The organism is Maribacter polysiphoniae (assembly GCF_003148665.1).
GTDB classification, from domain to species: domain Bacteria; phylum Bacteroidota; class Bacteroidia; order Flavobacteriales; family Flavobacteriaceae; genus Maribacter_A; species Maribacter_A polysiphoniae.
Map to the genome: position 1 here is coordinate 416070 of NZ_QGGQ01000002.1, position 18030 is coordinate 434099.

The window sequence follows — 18030 nt, forward strand, 5'->3', positions numbered from 1 at the left end:
TTCAGCTTCTTTTCTTTTTTGCATCGCCCAAAAAAGAAACAGGGCCGAAAAACTAAGGTATAATATACCTTGGTTTAGAGGAGCCAGCCGCAGCATGGCCACTTTGTTAAGATCCACATTGAGAAAAGCAAATAAAAATCACTGCCACAGCGTCCAGGCCGCTTTCACTAACGTGAAATGCTCTATGGACGCCTTCCTATTTCCCATGTGGAAACCCCCTGATTTACTACGAAAATAAAAAATAGGCCGTAAAACTTTTTAAAGTCAGCCTGTCATTCCGAATGAGGTACGAAGCGAAATCACACTAGAAAATAGGTATGGGATTTCTCGTCGCTCGTTCCTCACTCTGTCGAAATGACAAGGTCTTATGTGATATGGACGCCTTCCTAAAACCCATGTGGAGATACCTTGAAATGCTACGAAAATAAAAATAGGCCGAATAACTTATCGAACCATATGGAAACATTGATTTACAAGGTTGACATTCTTTTTAACGTTGGTGTGTCATTCCGAATGAGGTACGAAGCGAAATCACACTAGAATAGGAGTATGGGATTTCTCGTCGCTCGTTCCTCCCTCTGTCGAAATGACAAGGTCTTATGTGATATGGGCACCTTACCAAAACCAACGTGGGGATACCTTGACCTGCTACGAAAATAAAAATAGGCCGGGTCTTCGTTCCTATAACCTACATGTATTGATAATCTGTATTTATGAACCTCCAGCGTCAGTTTCATTGGACAAGCAAAGAAAATGGGAAGTATACAGATGATTAGTTTTCTTCGGTTTTCAGCCATTCGTTTCTTCGCTGTAACTGCTTTTTAGAAACCTTGGCCCCTTCCTTTTCCGACAGGAAAAGACGGTAGTTAGGGTTGGACGCCAATACAACGTTGGTTTCCTTTTGCACTCCGTAACGGTTAAAAACGATCTTTAGGGTATCCCCTACTTGAAGTCCTTTGATATAGGCACTGAATTGCTGTCCGTCAGGAAAGCCCTGTCCATTGATAGCGGTAATCTCAACGCCCTTGTCCAATCCGGCCACATAGGCAGGCGTACCGATTTTGGGGTTGGAGCGTATTTCCCCATGACCATCCCCGTTCAATGCCACAGCGGCCCCAAAATAAGGTTCCTCCGCATCCTGTGCCAAGGTAACGCCCACAGCATTTAAAAGCGCCTTGTAGTCGGGCATGCCACTCTTATAGATATAGCTATCAAAAAATGTATCGGCAAAATCGCGACCTGCATAGTCGGCCAACGCTTGCTGAAGGTTTTCCAAGGTATAGGGAATCTCCGATATACCATAGGTGTTCCAAACCTGTTTCATAAAATCGTCGAGGTTCAATTTTTCTTCCCGTAGCGATAGATCCAACGCAAGACCCAACACACTTCCGTAGGAATAGTAGGAGATAAACGTATTCTCCCGGTTTACGGGATCCACGGAGGTAGCCGCATCCACGAAGGGGGCTTGATAACTCATCCCGACCGGATTGAAGAATCGCCGTGCCGGGGAGTTCCAAACATAGTTAAAAGTTCCCGAAATGCCTTCGACATATTTTTCCGGTGAGATTATGCCCGCCCGACACAGATTGAGTTGGGTATAATAACTGGTAAAACCTTCGGCAAACCAAAGGGCTCCACTCATATTGGCTTTCTCAAAATCAAAAGGCTCCAACCCTTTCGGACGGATGCGCTCTACATTCCACGCATGGAAAAATTCATGGGATACCGTACCGATATTCCGTTCCGCCCCACCGTTAGCCAAGGGGCGTGTACTCGTTAGGATGGTGGAGTTTCGATGCTCCATGCCATCGCCCGAGGCATTGGGGATATAACAGGCCAAAAAGGTGTAGGTACCATAATCGAATTCAGGCAGTTCGCCATAGACCTCCCGCTCGGCAAGCACTACTTTCTTTACATTCTCGAAATAGGCATCCAACTCCTCCTCCGTTCCGTTGTGGTGGAGTACAAAGCGTACCTTTTGTTTTTTTCCGTGGTCCTCCACCTCAAATTCCCGAACCGAAAAGTCACTTAGTTCGGTAGGGCTATCCATAAAATAATAGAGGTTTGGCGCCGAATAGGTGGTGCCGGAAACCAAGGGCAATTGTGTGGCTACCTTCCAGTTCAGATCCTTCCGCACCTTAAAATCCACCTCGATTTTCCGGTCTTTCAAGCTTGGGACGTACATAAAGGTCGCGGGGATGTTCAAATGGGCATGGGTTTCATCCACCTGTGAATAGGTTCCCCCACCTCGATTGGCAAACAGGGTATAATGAATGGTGATGGTGCCATCGTGACCTACCACCTGCCATTGGTATGGATCCGGGCGTAACACTTGTAACCCCTTGCCCTTACTATCGGTCGCCTTAAAATCGTACACATTCTTGGCAAACTCATGCAGGGCATAGCGCCCCGGGGAAGAACGACTCATCCGAAAGGCCACCGTATCGTTTTTCAGCTCGGGGAATGTACCCTGTACTACGGCTTCGTGGTGTACGGCATTGTCAAAAGAGATTTCGTAATGGTTGGTTTGGGCACACAACATACTGCCAAATAGGAAAATGGGAAAGAGGAATTTCATTACTATATTTTTAATAGGACGAATATACTATTTAAAACAGGCAACTGGAATAGGGTAAGGGTGCATTACCGACTATTATATGCACTACCTAAATTAAAATAGGCCAGGAAAACTTTTAGATAAACTTCCCAACCAAATGAAGACATTGATTTACAAGGTTGACATTCTTTTTAAAATCGGTGTGTCATTCCGAATGAGGTACTAAGCGAAATCGCACTAGAATAGGAGTATGGGATTTCTCGTCGCTCGTTCCTCCCTCTGTCGAAATGACAAGAGCCTATTATTATGAACGCCTTCCATTTGCCTATGCGGAAATTCCTTGATTTGCTACCAAAATTAAAATAGGCCGGGAAACTTATCGATAAACTTCCCAACCAAATGGAGACATTGATTTACAACGAACTGTCCGAAACTTGAAATGGTATATTTAGGGGTCGATCTCCTTCTGTAGTGCAGGCGATAGGGCCGTAAAGAATTATTGAAACCTTGGAAATAATTTAGGCCCTAACGGCGGTCACAAAATTCCTTCTATTTTGTGAGCACCTAACGAAGGAGTGTCGTTTCTTTTGTTTCGTTTTCTTTAGACAAGTAAAGAAAATGAAAAAAAAAGCATTTATGAACCTCCTACGACAGTTTCATTGGACAAGTAAAGAAATTGAAGATTCACGAAAACCGATAAAAAACAATAACAACCACTTGAATAAAATGAAAGAACATTGAAAATAGATTCGAATTATGGTTCTTGTCTGGGAAGGTGCTTTTTCATACTAACGACAGATGGATTAATTTACTCATTGCTTTAATTTCAGCTTCTTTTCTTTTTTGCTTTGCCAAAAAAAATCAGGGCCGTAAAACTTTTTAAAGTCAGCCTGTCATTCCGAATGAGGTACGAAGCGAAATCACACTAGAATAGGAGTATGGGATTTCTCGTCGCTCGTTCCTCCCTCTGTCGAAATGACAAGGTCTTATGTGATTTGTATGGCTTACCAAAACCAACGTGGGAATACCTTGATCTGCGACGAAAATTAAAATAGGCCGTTAAGAGTAACATAAATATCACTCTAAATCGTAAGTTCCTACCAAAAAAACCGAATAAATCCATTCGCCTATATTTGCAAAAAACTTTGGAATGGAAATAATTCTTAAACCTTGGCCGTGGTATGTCACCGGGCCATTGATCACTTTCGTTATGCTACTGCTGTTCTACTTCGGCAAATCGTTCGGTATGTCATCGAATCTTAGAACCTTATGTAGTATCGGCGGGGCCGGTAAATATGCCGATTTCTTTAAATTCGACTGGAAAGCCCAACGCTGGAACCTAGTGGTCGTCCTGGGAGCCATCTTAGGGGGATTTATTGCCGTGAATTTCCTATCCGACGGGTCTAACATTGCACTTTCGCCCGATACGATCAACGATTTGGAGACCATGGGGTTCCATAATGCAGGTGCGGCCATATTGCCCCCGGAAATATATGACTGGGATGCGGTCTTGACCGTTAAGGGCATGTCCGTCCTAATTATTGCCGGCTTTTTGGTCGGCTTCGGTACACGCTATGCCGGAGGTTGTACCTCAGGCCATGCCATTTCAGGATTGAGTAATCTGCAAAAACCTTCCTTAGTGGCCGTTATCGGCTTTTTTATCGGTGGTCTGATCATGACACACTTTATCTTACCCCTAATATTTACGACATCATGAAATTATTGAAATATCTATTCGTCGGTATGGTTTTCGGAATCATATTGGTAAAGTCCGAAGCAGTCTCCTGGTATCGTATTTATGAAATGTTCAAATTCCAATCCTTTCACATGTACGGCATCATAGGATCGGCCGTAATCTTGGGGATCATCGGTGTAGCATTGATGAAACGCAGTGGACTCAAAAACATTGAGGGACATAAAATAAACATCAACCCCAAAGAAAGAGGGTTTACCCGTTATCTTCTCGGAGGTAGTATTTTCGGATTGGGATGGGCCCTGGCTGGTGCATGTCCAGGACCCATGTACATTTTGGTGGGAGCAGGCGTCTTTAGCATGCTCATTGTAATCGCTGCGGCCCTCCTTGGTACCTTTGTTTATGGAGTGCTCAAGGATAAGTTACCGCATTAGGTCACCCCATGATCACTTGTACCGAATGTTCTTTTCCGGCTTCCAATATGGGCACGATTTTCGAATCGATTTCCGACCCGTTCACCAAGATGCGTTTTACGCCCTTACTGATATGGTCGGGATTCTGTACTTCGATATTATACGTAGCCCCACGATATTCCCGCGTCATTTTGAATCCGTCCCATTTTGAAGGGATACAGGGATCAATGACCAATCCGTCATAATCGGTTTTTACACCGAGGATGTATTGGGTGATCGCAAAAAAGTTCCACGAAGCGGTTCCCGATAACCAGGAGTTTTTGGCCTCCCCGGGTTTGGATGCTTCCTTACCGGCGATCATTTGGCAATATACATACGGCTCCACACGGTGCAGTTCCGAAATATCCTCTAAGAAACTAGGGGCTATTTTGGTGTAGTATTCATAGGCTTGGTCTCCCCGGCCCAAAACGGTTTCCCCAATCATGATCCATGGGTTGTTATGGCAAAAGATACCCCCGTTTTCCTTATAACCGGCAGGGTAGGTCGAAATCTCCCCATATTCAATATAGTATTTGGTGAAGGCGGGACTGTTCAAAACAATACCGTAGTCACAGTCCAAATGCTCTTTTACGGCATTCAACGACTTTTCTACCATCCCTTCTTCCTGTCCGATACCGGCCATGGTACACCATCCTTGGGATTCGATAAAGATCTTGCCTTCCTCGTTCTCGTTGGATCCTATTTTCTTACCGTAATAATCATAGGCCCGTAGGTACCAATCACCGTCCCAACCGTCTTTCTTAACGGCTTCGATCATGGCTTCCACATGGGTTTCGGCTTCTTGGGCCTCGGCATCCTTCCCTATGCGTTTGCACAGTTTTACATATTCCTTTCCGTAAACCACGAAAAGTCCGGCAATCATCAGCGATTCCGCCGTGCTTCCCTTTTTATTCCCTGTGGTCTGGAAAGATTCGTTGGGATCTTCGGAAAAACAATTCAGGTTTAAACAATCGTTCCAATCGGCACGCCCAATAAGCGGTAAGCCGTGAGGCCCCAAGTTGTTCACCACATGGTAGAAAGAGGCTTTTAAGTGGTCGAAATGCGGTTTGGCGCGCGATGCATCATTATCAAAGGGCACCATTTCATCCAACAGGGAAAAATCCCCTGTTTCCTTAATATATTCGGTAGTGGATAAGATCAACCATAAGGGATCGTCGTTAAAATCACCCCCAATGGCCGAATTCCCTTTTTTGGTCAAGGGTTGGTATTGGTGGTAGCACGAACCGTCCTCGAACTGGGTTGATGCGATATCAAAGATACGTTCCCTGGCCCTTTCTGGGATTTGGTGTACAAAGCCGATCAAATCCTGGTTGGAGTCCCTAAAGCCCATACCACGACCGATTCCCGATTCAAAGAAGGAAGCGGAGCGCGACATATTGAAGGTGACCATACATTGGTATTGGTTCCAGATATTCACCATACGATCCAAGCGATCATCCCCGGAATCTATATTGATCTTGCCCAGAAGTCGGTCCCAATAGGCGCGTAGTTCCCCATAGGCGGCATCGATTTTTTCAACCGTATCGAATTTTGCCATCATATCCTTGGCAGGTTTCTTATTGATGACCCCCTTACTTTCCCATTTCTCTTCCGGAGCCACCTCAACATAGCCCAACATAAAGATAAAATCGCGGGATTCGCCCGGTTGCAATTCCACCTCAATATAGTGCGATGCGATAGGCGACCAACCATGGGCCACGGTGTTCTTTGGAGTTCCGTCGTTAACGACATCGGGATTATCAAATCCGTTATACAACCCCAAAAACGATTCGCGATCGGTATCATACCCATCTATTGGGGCATTCACGTTATAAAAGGCATAGTGGTTACGTCGTTCCTTGAATTCGGTCTTGTGGTAAATGGTTGAATCCTGGATCTCTACTTCCCCAGTGGAAAAGTTACGTTGGAAGTTGGTCATATCATCCTCGGCATTCCACAGACACCATTCGATAAAAGAGAACAATTTCAGTTTTTTGGTTTCCGAAGAAGTGTTCTTTAAAGATACTTTTTGAAGCTCGCCCCAAAAGCCCAAGGGAATAAATTGAAGGATCTGTGCCGCTACCCCATTCTTGGAACTATTGAATTTGGTGTAGCTCATACCGTGACGGCACTCATAACTATCCAAAGGGGTTTTCATGGGTTTCCAGCCTGGCGACCAGGTGGTATCCCCATCCTTGATATAAAAGTACTTTCCCCCATCGTCAATAGGCACATTATTATATCTGTAACGGGTTAACCGTCTAAATTTGGCATCCTTATAAAAGGTATACCCACCTCCCGTATTCGAGGTTAGGGAAAAGAAATCCTCATTACCCAGGTAATTGATCCATGGGTAAGGGGTCTGGGGGTTTGTAATTACATACTCCCTGTTCGTATCGTCAAAATGGCCGTATTTCATGTGTAAATGTTAGTGTTTGTTATTGTGATGTTTGAGTGTCTATTTCTTTAGAAGGAATACCCTCGGCTGCACCTAAATGGTGTTGCGTCAAAGGATTTTCTTGGATCAAGTCATTGTACTTTTGATTTTTATTCCTGAAGCCTTCGCTCTTTAAGTTCCAAGGTGATCTCATCCAATTTCTTTTGGGTCAAGGGATATAAGAACATCAATCCCGCTGCCAGAACGGTGATCAATGCGGGTACCCAACTCATCAGCATGATAATCCCGGGGATGGCCCCTTGTATGGAATCGGCATCCTGTCCGCTGTAATGAAATGCACCCAAGATCATTCCGATGATCGCCCCGGCAATACCTCCGCCGAATTTGGTTGCAAAGGAACCTGCCGAATAGATAAGTCCGGTAGCCCTACGGCCATTCTTAAACTCGGAATAATCGGCAGCATCGCCCAACATGGCAAAAAACAAGGTTGGGAAAATGGCAGCTGCGAATTCAGAGATAATACCAATGGTGAATATTGCCGTAATATCATCAGGACCGCAAAAGAACAATAGGGCATTGACCCCGCCTGAAAACAATAGCGCATAAATAAACAGGTTGCGTTTGCCCAGCCTATTGCCTAAAGGTGCCGTAGCCATGGCGCCCAATACCGAGGCGACCATAAGACCGATCAAGAAGGAGGCTCCCAAAAGCTGATCGTTCAGATAATGCGTAAAGTAAATAATGACAATCCCCTGTTTGATGGAATTGTAGACGTTGAACAATAGTCCGATAACCAATAACACCAACCACGGTTTGTTGGCAATAAGGTCCTTGAAATCCTGTTTAAGATTGTTCTTTTGTTCTTTCGGGGGTTGTATTCTTTCCTTGGTGGTATAGAAGGTCAGGAACATTAAGATCGCAAGAAAAACAGACATCAGGTACATAGCATTGCTATACCCTTGTTTTTGGTCGATAATGGTAATCTTGTCCTTGGATAGGTTTGGCTCCCCATTAACGATAAACGCATAGTCCTGATTGGCCTGCATGGAAAAACTCTTGCCGTGGGTAGGCGTATTTTCCCCTGTGACCATTTGGCTATCATCCCAAGTGAACAAGGCAATCCCGTCTTCGGTCTTTATATTCACGTTCTCCACATCGGTATGTGTGGAAACAACCACTTTATAAGTATCGTCATCCAATTGATCAATGGCAATGGTTGGGTCTACATTACCGTAATAGGCCACGAGGAACAACAAGGCACCCTGTACCAACATACCCCCACCAAAAGCACCGACCATACGATAAGACCCCAAACTGGTACGTTCTTTGTCGTCCCCCGTCATGACTGCCATCAACGCCCCATAAGGCACATTGTTGGCCGTATAGATCAACGTAAAAAAGATATAGGTAACATAGGCGTATACGATCTTTCCGGTCTCGCCCAAGTCTGGACTGGTGAACAAGAGGGATAGGATGGCGGCCAAGGGTATGGCGGTCCATAAGATCCAAGGACGGAATTTACCGTATTTCGATGTTGTACGATCCCCGATGATGCCCATTAGCACATCGCTGATACCGTCGCTAAAACGGGCTACAAGCATCAATACCCCAACGGTAACTGGACTCAATCCGAATACATCGGTATAAAAAATGAACAAGAAAGTGGCTACTCCCCGCCAAGCAATATTCGCTGCACCATCCCCTAGGGCATACCCTATTTTTTCTTTAATGGAAATTTTTTCAAAAGTAGACATGGATTTTCAGATTGATTATATGTTAAAAATAATCAATCCGTAAAGCGCCCACTAATGCAAATTAATCTATTAGTGCGCTAAAATCTAAGTGTTTATACTTTGGGAATACGGCATTATCCCTCTAAAAAATAAGGCTATAAAAAAACAAGACGTGGTTTAAATCACACGATTTCAGCACTTAAACCTGCTTGCAACAAACGGCTGCATCGTGGTTCCAAATCTTTGTATTCGCCTGTTTTCACAGTACATTTACCATTGTAGTGAACAATCAAGGAACATTGTTCGGCCTGTTCGGGCGTATGCTCACAAACATCGATAAGGGTATCGATAACATGATCGAACGTATTCACTTCATCATTAAAAAGTACAATTTCGTTTTGCTTTACTGTTTCTTCCTCTAGCAGTAATTCTTCCGAAATTTTTTCCTTAGTACCCATAATTCAATATTTTAAAATCGGAATAACCTTCCCTAAAATACATATTTTACGGCAACCCAATTATTTTTTTCCTGATTTTTTTCAAACCGAAGGCCGAATTCATTGCATTTTTCTGTGATAAGAGGAATGTCCTCCTTATAAAAACCACTTAAGAACAACTGCCCGCCCTCAGTCAGGCATTTGGCATATTCGGGAATATCGGAAAGCAATATATTCCTGTTGATATTGGCGATGATCACATCGTACTTTTGATCCTTCAACAAGGAAGCATCCCCTTCGTAAACCTTGATATGCTTACCATGGTTGCGCTCCACATTCTCCATGGCATTGAGGTAACACCAATTATCGATATCTATGGCATCAACCGACACTGCCCCCCTCATTTCGGCCAGTATGGCCAAAACCCCGGTACCACTACCCATATCAAGGACCGTTTTGCCCTTGAAATCATGGTCTAGGATAAATTGCAGCATCATATGCGTGGTCTCATGATGGCCCGTACCAAAACTCATCTTGGGTTCTATGACGATATCGTAGGTAACGTTGGACTTTTCATGAAAAGGCGCCCGTACCTCACAGACCTCCCCTACCGTTATGGGTTTAAAGTTCTGTTCCCATGTGGCATTCCAGTTTTCCTGTTCTATTTCCTTCACTTCATAGGTGATGTGAAAATCAGGGTTTGATAAAATACCAACCTCGTTCAACATATCAGCCTGCCAATCCTCTTTTTGTGTATACGCCTGAATACCGGTTTCGTTCTCGACAAAACTCTCAAAGCCAATAGCGCCCAGTTCGGCGATCAAAATGTCCGAGGTGGGTTGCAAGGGGGTAATCCTAAAATTGTATTCTATATATATGGTATTTGACATGCGTAAGGGTTTCTAGGAAAAGAATGCCCCTTAAAGCAAATTTAAGGGGCATTTTCAATATATAACTTAAAACTTAGATCGCTTTAACGATAGCAATGAAATCATCCGCAACCAATGCGGCACCACCAATAAGGCCTCCGTCTACATCGGGTTTAGAGAAAATCTCCTCTGCATTGGAAGGCTTAACACTACCTCCATAAAGAATGGATACGTTGTCGGCAATAGTCTGGTCAAAGGCAGTGGCGATGGTCTTACGTACAAAAGCATGCATCTCCTGGGCTTGTTCTGGGGAAGCTGTTTCTCCCGTTCCAATGGCCCATACAGGTTCGTAAGCCAAAATGATACTGCTCCAAGCGCTGGCATCTAATCCGAAAAGTGCATTTTTCAATTGGCTTTCGACCACACTGAAATGGTTATCGGATTTACGATCGGCCAATTCCTCACCAAAGCAGAACATAACGGTCATGTTCTTGGCTAGGGCTGCCTTTACTTTTTTCTCAAGAATCTCATCGGTTTCACCAAAATAGGCCCTACGTTCGGAGTGACCTAAAATAACGGTATTGATACCTATGTTCAATAACATATCGGCTGAAATCTCACCGGTGTAGGCTCCACTTTCTGCAAAATGCATGTTTTGGGCGATGACCTCTATGGTAGAATCTTCCAACTGGTTTACGGCACTAGCCAAATTTACAAAGGTTGGGGATACCATAACCGTTGCACTTGTATCTGGCAATTTAGCGGAAACCTCAGACAATAATGCCTCGGTTTCTTGCATGTTCTTATTCATTTTCCAGTTACCTGCTACTATTTTTTTCCTCATGATTTACTCTTTCTTAATTGTTTTACAATCTCTTTATCACTGGCCTTAATGGCCTTATATAATTTAATATTCCCTTGTGCATCCAGAACCATATACCTAGGGATCCAATCCAAATCGATATCCTTGAAAAGATCTGACTTCCAACCCTTGCTGGCCCAAAAATGCGACCCGTTCGATATGCCAAATCGTTTGATCCCTTTTTTCCAACTTGCCGCATCCCTATCCAAGGAGATGTATACAAATGCTATTTCGGGAAACTCCTCTTTCAATTTCTTTATCGTGGGCATACCCACGACACAATCCTTACACCAAGAGGCCCAAATATCCAAAAGTATGGTCTTGCCCTTATGCGCCTTGATCAAGGAATCGAAGGTTACCTTATCACCGATTAAACTCACCAATGAATCATTCAAAGCGGCCTGGGAAAAGGTATGCTCCTGGGCACGTGTCAGTAGAACGGTTAAAAAGGTTATTAAAATAAGTGTTTTCCTAAGGTACTTCATAAAATCAAAATCTTAAATCTTCCAAATCATTATAGTGAACCTTCTGTGTTATGGTTCCTTTTTCCAACGTCAATACCCCGGGATTGGAGCGTACTATGGTCTTTAAAGCTGTTTCATCGGTAAAATAAAAGGATGTGCCCAGGTTGTATTTCTTGACCCATTCGGCCGATTTTTCCGGACTTGAGGCCGACATCCCAATTACTTTATACCCTTTTTCCTTGGCCTTTACGATCGTCTCTGCCAATTTTGGAAAGGCATCCCCATCACTTTTTGAAAGGTCATAGGAAACGATCATCATCAACTTTGGTTCCTCCAATAATGCAGGGGCAAAGTCCTCCCCATTTTGCTCAATGGTAAAGTCATGGATCGGTGGTTCATATCCTTTTACGATTTCAGTGGTCTCCACATCGATGAATTCCCCATCGACCGAAGGGTAATCCCCATGGGTGACAATCACTTTTTCCGTTCCATCCACATTGAACTTCCAAGCGTACTCGAATACGGCTTCTTGTGCATCTTCCGGCATGACCATTCCTTCCTTGATATTATCCCCGATCTTATAGGGTCTAAAATCGATTACCGGAAGGTGGCGCAATACATGGTTGGCGAATAAGGCACAGGCCACTAAGGCCATTGCGGTTATAACCCTTCTTGTACCCGAACCTAAAATAGGCTTTAAATGCTTTTTGCCGACGAGTAGGATGATAATGAACACCAACAATACCATATCCTTCGTAAAGGAGCCCCAGGGTGTCAAATTAACGGCATCACCAAAACAACCACAGTCGGTTACTTTATTGAAATAGGCCGAATAGAAGGTTAAAAATCCGAAGAATACGATCATCAGGAATAAACTCCATAAGGTGAACTTGAGCCTAAAGCCCAACAATAACATGACCCCTAGAAGAATTTCAAAAACAACCACAAAAAGTGCAAACCCTAGTGCGTATGGCGTTAAAAAGGTAAGATTAAGAACCGCCTCACTAAAATATTCCTCCAGCTTAAAGGTAAAACCAACCGGGTCGTTAAGTTTTACAAAACCACTGAATATGAATAAAAAGCCAACGAATATTCTACTAAAACCCACTAAGTATTTCATTCGGAATCCTCTTTTAAATGAATCATTGCGAAAACGGCATAATTTACCATGTCCTGATAATTGGCGTCGATACCCTCACTGACCAAGGTAGCGCCCTTATTGTCCTCTATTTGTTTTACACGTAACAACTTCTGCAAGATCAAATCGGTCAAGGAACTAACGCGCATATCACGCCAAGCCTCCCCGTAGTCATGGTTTTTATCCTCCATCAATGATTTGGTGACCTTGGCATGCTTGTCGAACAAGGCAACGGCTTCCTGCTCCGATAGATCGGGTTGGTCTACCACGCCTTTTTCAAGCTGTATCAGGGCCATGATCGAATAATTGATGATTCCGATAAATTCGGAACGTTCATCCTCATCCACCTTTTGAACCTCATTTTCCTGAAGTCCTCGAATCCGTTGTGCCTTAATGAAAATTTGATCGGTCAGGGAAGGTAATCTCAGAATACGCCATGCGCTGCCGTAGTCTTTCATCTTCTTCTGGAATAAATCCCTACATATTTTAATTACGGCGTCGTATTGTTCGGAAGTCTGCTGCATGTAATATCACTAATTTGCGTAAATTTCGCCTAAAATATTTTAAACCTCAAAGTTCGTGTTTTATGTTTGGTTTATCAAACTTTATAGGGGCAACTTTGAATCTTACTTTTGTCGTATGACCTTGAATTGCAATGGAAACCTTATTGATTTGTCCACCCCCAAAGTCATGGGCATACTCAATCTTACCCCGGATTCTTTTTATGACGGGGGAAAATACCGTGAAGAAGGGCAAATCCTGACCCAAGTAGAGAAAATGCTTCTGGAGGGCGCCACCTTTATCGATGTAGGTGCCTATAGTTCCAGACCGGGAGCGGCGGCGGTAAACACGGAAGAAGAACTTTCGAGGATCACCCCTATTGTTTCCAAGATCGTTAAAGCCTTCCCCGATATCATGCTGTCCGTTGATACCTTTCGCAGTCAAGTGGCCGATGCCTGTTTGGATGAGGGGGCCGCTATCGTCAATGACATTGCCGCAGGCCTACAGGACCCCCATATGTTCAACGTGGTCGCCAAACATCAGGTACCTTATATTATGATGCATATGAAGGGTACCCCACAAAACATGCAAAAGCAAACCGATTATAAAAATTTGATCACCGAAATGTTATTTTATTTCTCTGAACGGATTGCCAAGGCAAGGGAACACCATATCAACGATATCATTATCGATCCCGGGTTTGGCTTTAGCAAGACCTTGGAACAGAATTACGGCCTTCTGCAAAAAATGGATTTATTGCAAACCCTGAACCTCCCTATTTTAGTGGGCATAAGCAGGAAATCGATGATATACAAGGCATTGGACAAAACGCCCCAAGAAGCATTGAACGGCACTACGGCACTGCATATGGTGGCACTACGGAATGGGGCGCAGATCCTTAGGGTCCACGATGTGGAAGCCGCTATGGAATGTATACGATTGAATGAACTGCTAACTAAATAAGCGAAGCGTATTTTGTTCATCAAATTTTGTTAATTTTACAAAAACGGCTAGGATTGGATTTTTTGAATTTTCTCGACTTTAAGATTACCGACATTATCGACATTATCTTAGTCGCCTTACTACTTTATTATATATACAAACTTGTTCGCGGGTCGGTTGCCATCAATATATTCATTGGCATCGTCATCATTTGGGGGTTCTGGAAACTTACCGAGTTGTTGGACATGAAAATGATAAGTAGTATGGTTGGCGGTTTTATGCAGGTAGGGCTGATTGCCCTAATTATCGTATTTCAACAGGAAATACGAAAATTCCTATTGATGATCGGCTCTACAAATTTTGCGAATAAACGAAATTTCATTCGCCGGTTCCGTTTCTTAAAACCCGATGACATAACGGCAAGTACCAATATCGACCCTATCCTGAAGGCCTGTGAGGCCATGGCACGGTCAAAGACCGGTGCCATTATCGTTATCAAACGAAATAACTCCCTCGATTTTGTAAAATCCTCAGGGGATAAGATGTTTGCCGAGGTCAACCAACCCTTATTAAGTAGTATTTTCTTTAAAAACAGCCCCTTACATGATGGCGCTGTAGTTATCGAGGATAATTATATCGTAGCCACACGGGTGATTTTACCGGTTTCGAACGAACGTAGTATCCCTTTGCGCTTTGGGCTTCGACATAGGGCCGCGGTCGGCATTACGGAGCGAACCGATGCTTTGGCGCTTGTGGTCAGTGAGGAAACAGGAAATATTTCCTACATCAAAAATGGGGAATTTGTATTGTTCAACGATCTTCTGGAATTGGGCAATATGATAAAGGAAGATTTGGTTTAGGCCGCTTCCTCTTCCATAAACTGGGATTCATAAAGCTTATTATAGTACCCACCCTTTTTAAGCAACTCACTGTGTGTACCGGCCTCAACGATCTTACCCGCTTCCATGACCAAAATCCTATCGGCCTTTTTTATGGTGGCCAAGCGGTGGGCAATGATCACAGACGTTCTTCCCTCCGTTATTTTATCGGTAGCACGCTGTATCAACTGTTCGGAATAGGTATCTACCGAAGAAGTGGCCTCGTCCAAAATAAGGATACTGGGATTACTGACATAGGCCCTGAGAAAGGCTATTAACTGACGTTGGCCACTGGATAACATGGAGCCACGTTCCTTTACGTTGAACCCATACCCGCCGGGAAGGCTTTCAATAAATTCATGGACCCCGATTTCCTTGGCTGCCGCCTCTACATCCTTAAGACCTACATCTTTGTTCTTGAGTGAAATATTATTGACAATGGTATCGGCAAAAAGAAAAACATCCTGCAATACCACGGCGATATGCGATCGTAAGGCAGCCAATTTAAAGTCCTTACTATCCACACCATCAATCAATATCTGTCCTGAATTGATCTCATAAAAACGATTCAGTAAATTTATGATCGTTGATTTACCGGCACCTGTCGCCCCAACAATGGCAATGGTTTCACCCGCCTTCGCCTCGAACGAAATACCATGAAGGACTTCCTCGTTTTTTAAATAACCAAAATGTACATCGTTAAACGTTATATCACCCCTGACCTTGGTATTGTCCCCATAGGTTCCGGAATCATCCATCTTACTTTCGGTGTCCAAAATGGAAAAAACCCTATTGGCCGCAACCATACCCATCTGTAACGTATTGAACTTATCGGCAATTTGTCGCAAGGGCCTAAAAAGTATCTCGATACATAGGATATAGGCGAAAATAGTACCCGCCTCACTGCTGGAGATATTGGCGACATTCATGAGTCCCCCATACCAAACCACCAAACCAATGGCCAAAGAACTAACGATCTCGGCGATGGGAAAGAATATGGAGTTGTACCATACCGTTTTCAACCATGCCTTTTTATGCTTTTCATTGATTTCCCTGAATTTATCACTTTCAATCTTTTCCCGGGTAAACAATTGTACGATTTTCATTCCCGCGATCCTTTCCTGTACAAAGGAATTTAGATTGGCCACTTGGGCCCTTACCTCTATAAAAGCAACCTTCATGGCCTTTTGAAACAATCGTGTTGCATAGAGGATCACTGGCAGAAGGGAAAACACGATCAAGGCGAGTTTCCAGTTCATATAGATCATCAATGCGGCAGCGGCGAACATTTTCAACAAATCAGCAACAATGACAAAAAAACCTTGACTGAAGATCTCCCCAATACGTTGCATATCGGCCACCGCCCGGGTTACCAAAACCCCTAGGGAAGAATTGTCAAAATACGTCATCCTAAAATTCAGCATATGTTGAAACAGCCGAATACGGACATCCTTTATCACCGATTCCCCCAACCAATTCGCGTAATAATTAAAAAACAATTGGAAGGTGACCTGCGCCAAGAGCACAACCAACATCGCTATCACGAGAAAAAGCAATTTCTCCGGATTGGATTTCATGATGGCATCGTCGATAAGCATCCGTAACAAAAACGGGGTCATCACTGCAAAGGCCGAAAGTAGGATAGCAGAGACAGCTACACCATAAAAAGTTAGCTTATAGGGTTTCGTATACGTCATTAGACGCTTGAACAAACCGGTATCAAATGCTTTTCCTGTTTCTTTACTCATATTTTTGTAATGACTCTGGGTAGCTAATTTTGGTCAAATATAATCCTTTTGCAGGGACAGAAGGCCCAGCTAACGACCTGTCCTTGCTTTTCAATACGTTTCTCACATATTCCAAATCCGATTTCCCGATTCCGACTTCGATAAGGGTACCCACAACGGCCCTGACCATATTGCGAAGAAAGCGATCTGCCACAATCGTAAACACCAATTTATCGGCATCCACGGTCCATTCCGCCTTTTTAACATCGCAATTAAAGGTCCGTACATCGGTATTCGATTTTGAAAAACACTCAAAATCACGATGTTCCATCAGCAACCTTGCCGCTTCATTCATCGCCGGAACATCAAGACGATGCCTTAAATAGTGGGCACTGTCCAAATAAAACGGATTCTTTTCCTGTGTTATCCAATATTCATAAGTACGTTCAATGGCATCAAACCTGGCGTGGGCATCTTCCTTGACCGCACGTATTTCGGCAATGGCAATATCGTCGGGCAGCAAGGCATTCAACCGGTAAACCAATTCATCCACATCAAACTCCCCGTCAAAATCGAAATGGGCATACATTTGTTTGGCATGCACCCCCGCATCCGTTCTACCTGCACCGACCACGGATAGGCCTTGGCGCAACAATTTGGACAATCCATCTTCCAAAACCTCCTGTACCGTAATGGCGTTGGGTTGTATTTGCCAACCGTGGTACGACTTCCCGAAGTATGAAAAAACGATGAAATATCTCAAGTGAAACGCCTATTTTTGTGGTGTTCAAAGATACTTCGTTCCTTCTAAAAACAGAGGCTAAACCCATATTTTTAAGCTTAATTTAAGTTTTATGACCAAAATACTTTTGCTGTCGGACACCCATAACCATATTGATGATGCCATTTTAAAATATGTGAAGCAAGCCGATGAGGTTTGGCATGCCGGGGATATCGGCAGTTTAAAGGTCACCGACCGCATAGAAGCCCTAAAGCCCTTGAGGGGTGTCCACGGAAATATAGACGACCATGTAATCCAGAAGGAATTCCCCTTGCACCAGCGATTCAAGTGTGAGGACGTTGATGTTTGGATAACCCATATCGGTGGCTACCCCCCCAAATACAACAGTAACGTTTACAAAGACATAAAGGCGAATCCTCCTAAATTGTTCATCAGTGGGCATTCCCACATCTTAAAGGTCATGTGGGACAAAAAATTGGACCTACTACATATGAATCCCGGGGCATGTGGAAAACACGGCTTTCATCAGGTGCGTACCATGTTGCGTTTTGTGATCGACGGAAAGGACATCAAGGACCTGGAGATTATTGAATTGGGCAAACGGTAAGATTACTTTATTTTTATGGTACAAATCAAG

The 18030-nt window shown here is 43.7% G+C and carries 16 protein-coding genes; 5 read left to right on the plus strand and 11 right to left on the minus strand.

The annotated features are described in order from the left end of the window. Positions 1-772: 772 nt before the first annotated feature. Positions 773-2578 (minus strand): M61 family metallopeptidase, encoded by a 1806-nt coding sequence (locus LX92_RS06145; RefSeq protein WP_109649404.1) that lies wholly within the window; start codon positions 2576-2578, stop codon positions 773-775. A 1129-nt stretch (positions 2579-3707) separates the two neighbouring features. On the opposite strand from LX92_RS06145, the gene LX92_RS06150 reads away from it, so the two are divergent. Together LX92_RS06150 and LX92_RS06155 are read left to right on the plus strand one after the other, a co-directional pair. Beyond that, positions 3708-4274: a YeeE/YedE family protein gene (locus LX92_RS06150; RefSeq protein WP_109649405.1), complete on the plus strand. Its 567-nt coding sequence runs from the start codon at positions 3708-3710 to the stop codon at positions 4272-4274. Next, positions 4271-4684: a DUF6691 family protein gene (locus tag LX92_RS06155; protein ID WP_109649406.1), complete on the plus strand. Its 414-nt coding sequence runs from the start codon at positions 4271-4273 to the stop codon at positions 4682-4684. The genes LX92_RS06150 and LX92_RS06155 overlap by 4 nt, the downstream gene beginning before the upstream one ends. Before the next feature lies 1 nt (position 4685). On the opposite strand, the gene LX92_RS06160 is transcribed toward LX92_RS06155, so the two are convergent. The 8 genes from LX92_RS06160 to LX92_RS06195 form a co-directional block, all read right to left on the minus strand. Next, complete coding sequence (locus LX92_RS06160) at positions 4686-7121, minus strand: GH36-type glycosyl hydrolase domain-containing protein (RefSeq protein ID WP_109649407.1); 2436 nt, start codon at positions 7119-7121, stop codon at positions 4686-4688. A 128-nt stretch (positions 7122-7249) separates the two neighbouring features. Beyond that, a complete protein-coding gene (locus LX92_RS06165) occupies positions 7250-8854 on the minus strand; it encodes an MFS transporter (protein WP_109649408.1) in 1605 nt (534 codons plus the stop codon). Between the two features lie 161 nt (positions 8855-9015). Continuing rightward, positions 9016-9291, minus strand: coding sequence for an ATP-dependent Clp protease adaptor ClpS (locus tag LX92_RS06170; protein ID WP_109649409.1), 276 nt, complete (start codon positions 9289-9291; stop codon positions 9016-9018). A 32-nt stretch (positions 9292-9323) separates the two neighbouring features. Further along, a complete protein-coding gene (gene prmA / locus LX92_RS06175; RefSeq protein WP_109649410.1) occupies positions 9324-10160 on the minus strand; it encodes a 50S ribosomal protein L11 methyltransferase in 837 nt (278 codons plus the stop codon). Positions 10161-10233: 73 nt separating this feature from the next. Beyond that, positions 10234-10983 carry a triose-phosphate isomerase gene (tpiA, locus tag LX92_RS06180; RefSeq protein ID WP_109649411.1) on the minus strand — a complete coding sequence of 250 codons (750 nt, stop codon included), beginning with the start codon at positions 10981-10983 and terminating at the stop codon, positions 10234-10236. After that, entirely contained in the window at positions 10980-11486 is a 507-nt protein-coding gene (locus LX92_RS06185; protein ID WP_109649412.1) for a TlpA family protein disulfide reductase, read from the minus strand. Before LX92_RS06185 ends, tpiA begins: the two co-directional genes overlap by 4 nt. A gap of 4 nt (positions 11487-11490) precedes the next feature. Beyond that, positions 11491-12585: a BT_3928 family protein gene (locus LX92_RS06190; RefSeq protein ID WP_109649413.1), complete on the minus strand. Its 1095-nt coding sequence runs from the start codon at positions 12583-12585 to the stop codon at positions 11491-11493. Continuing rightward, entirely contained in the window at positions 12582-13127 is a 546-nt protein-coding gene (locus LX92_RS06195) for a DUF1599 domain-containing protein (protein WP_109649414.1), read from the minus strand. Before LX92_RS06195 ends, LX92_RS06190 begins: the two co-directional genes overlap by 4 nt. Positions 13128-13242: 115 nt before the next feature. On the opposite strand from LX92_RS06195, the gene folP reads away from it, so the two are divergent. Continuing rightward, positions 13243-14067, plus strand: coding sequence for a dihydropteroate synthase (gene folP, locus LX92_RS06200; protein ID WP_109649415.1), 825 nt, complete (start codon positions 13243-13245; stop codon positions 14065-14067). A 53-nt stretch (positions 14068-14120) separates the two neighbouring features. Then, positions 14121-14906 (plus strand): diadenylate cyclase CdaA, encoded by a 786-nt coding sequence (gene cdaA, locus LX92_RS06205; protein ID WP_109649660.1) that lies wholly within the window; start codon positions 14121-14123, stop codon positions 14904-14906. Here cdaA and LX92_RS06210 read toward each other — a convergent pair. Together LX92_RS06210 and truA are read right to left on the minus strand one after the other, a co-directional pair. Further along, positions 14903-16672 (minus strand): ABC transporter ATP-binding protein, encoded by a 1770-nt coding sequence (locus tag LX92_RS06210; RefSeq protein WP_109649416.1) that lies wholly within the window; start codon positions 16670-16672, stop codon positions 14903-14905. The two genes, cdaA and LX92_RS06210, sit on opposite strands and share 4 nt — an antisense overlap. Further along, positions 16665-17414: a tRNA pseudouridine(38-40) synthase TruA gene (gene truA / locus LX92_RS06215; protein WP_109649417.1), complete on the minus strand. Its 750-nt coding sequence runs from the start codon at positions 17412-17414 to the stop codon at positions 16665-16667. The genes LX92_RS06210 and truA overlap by 8 nt, the downstream gene beginning before the upstream one ends. A gap of 91 nt (positions 17415-17505) precedes the next feature. On the opposite strand from truA, the gene LX92_RS06220 reads away from it, so the two are divergent. Continuing rightward, positions 17506-18000 (plus strand): metallophosphoesterase family protein, encoded by a 495-nt coding sequence (locus LX92_RS06220; protein WP_109649418.1) that lies wholly within the window; start codon positions 17506-17508, stop codon positions 17998-18000. Positions 18001-18030 lie beyond the last annotated feature (30 nt).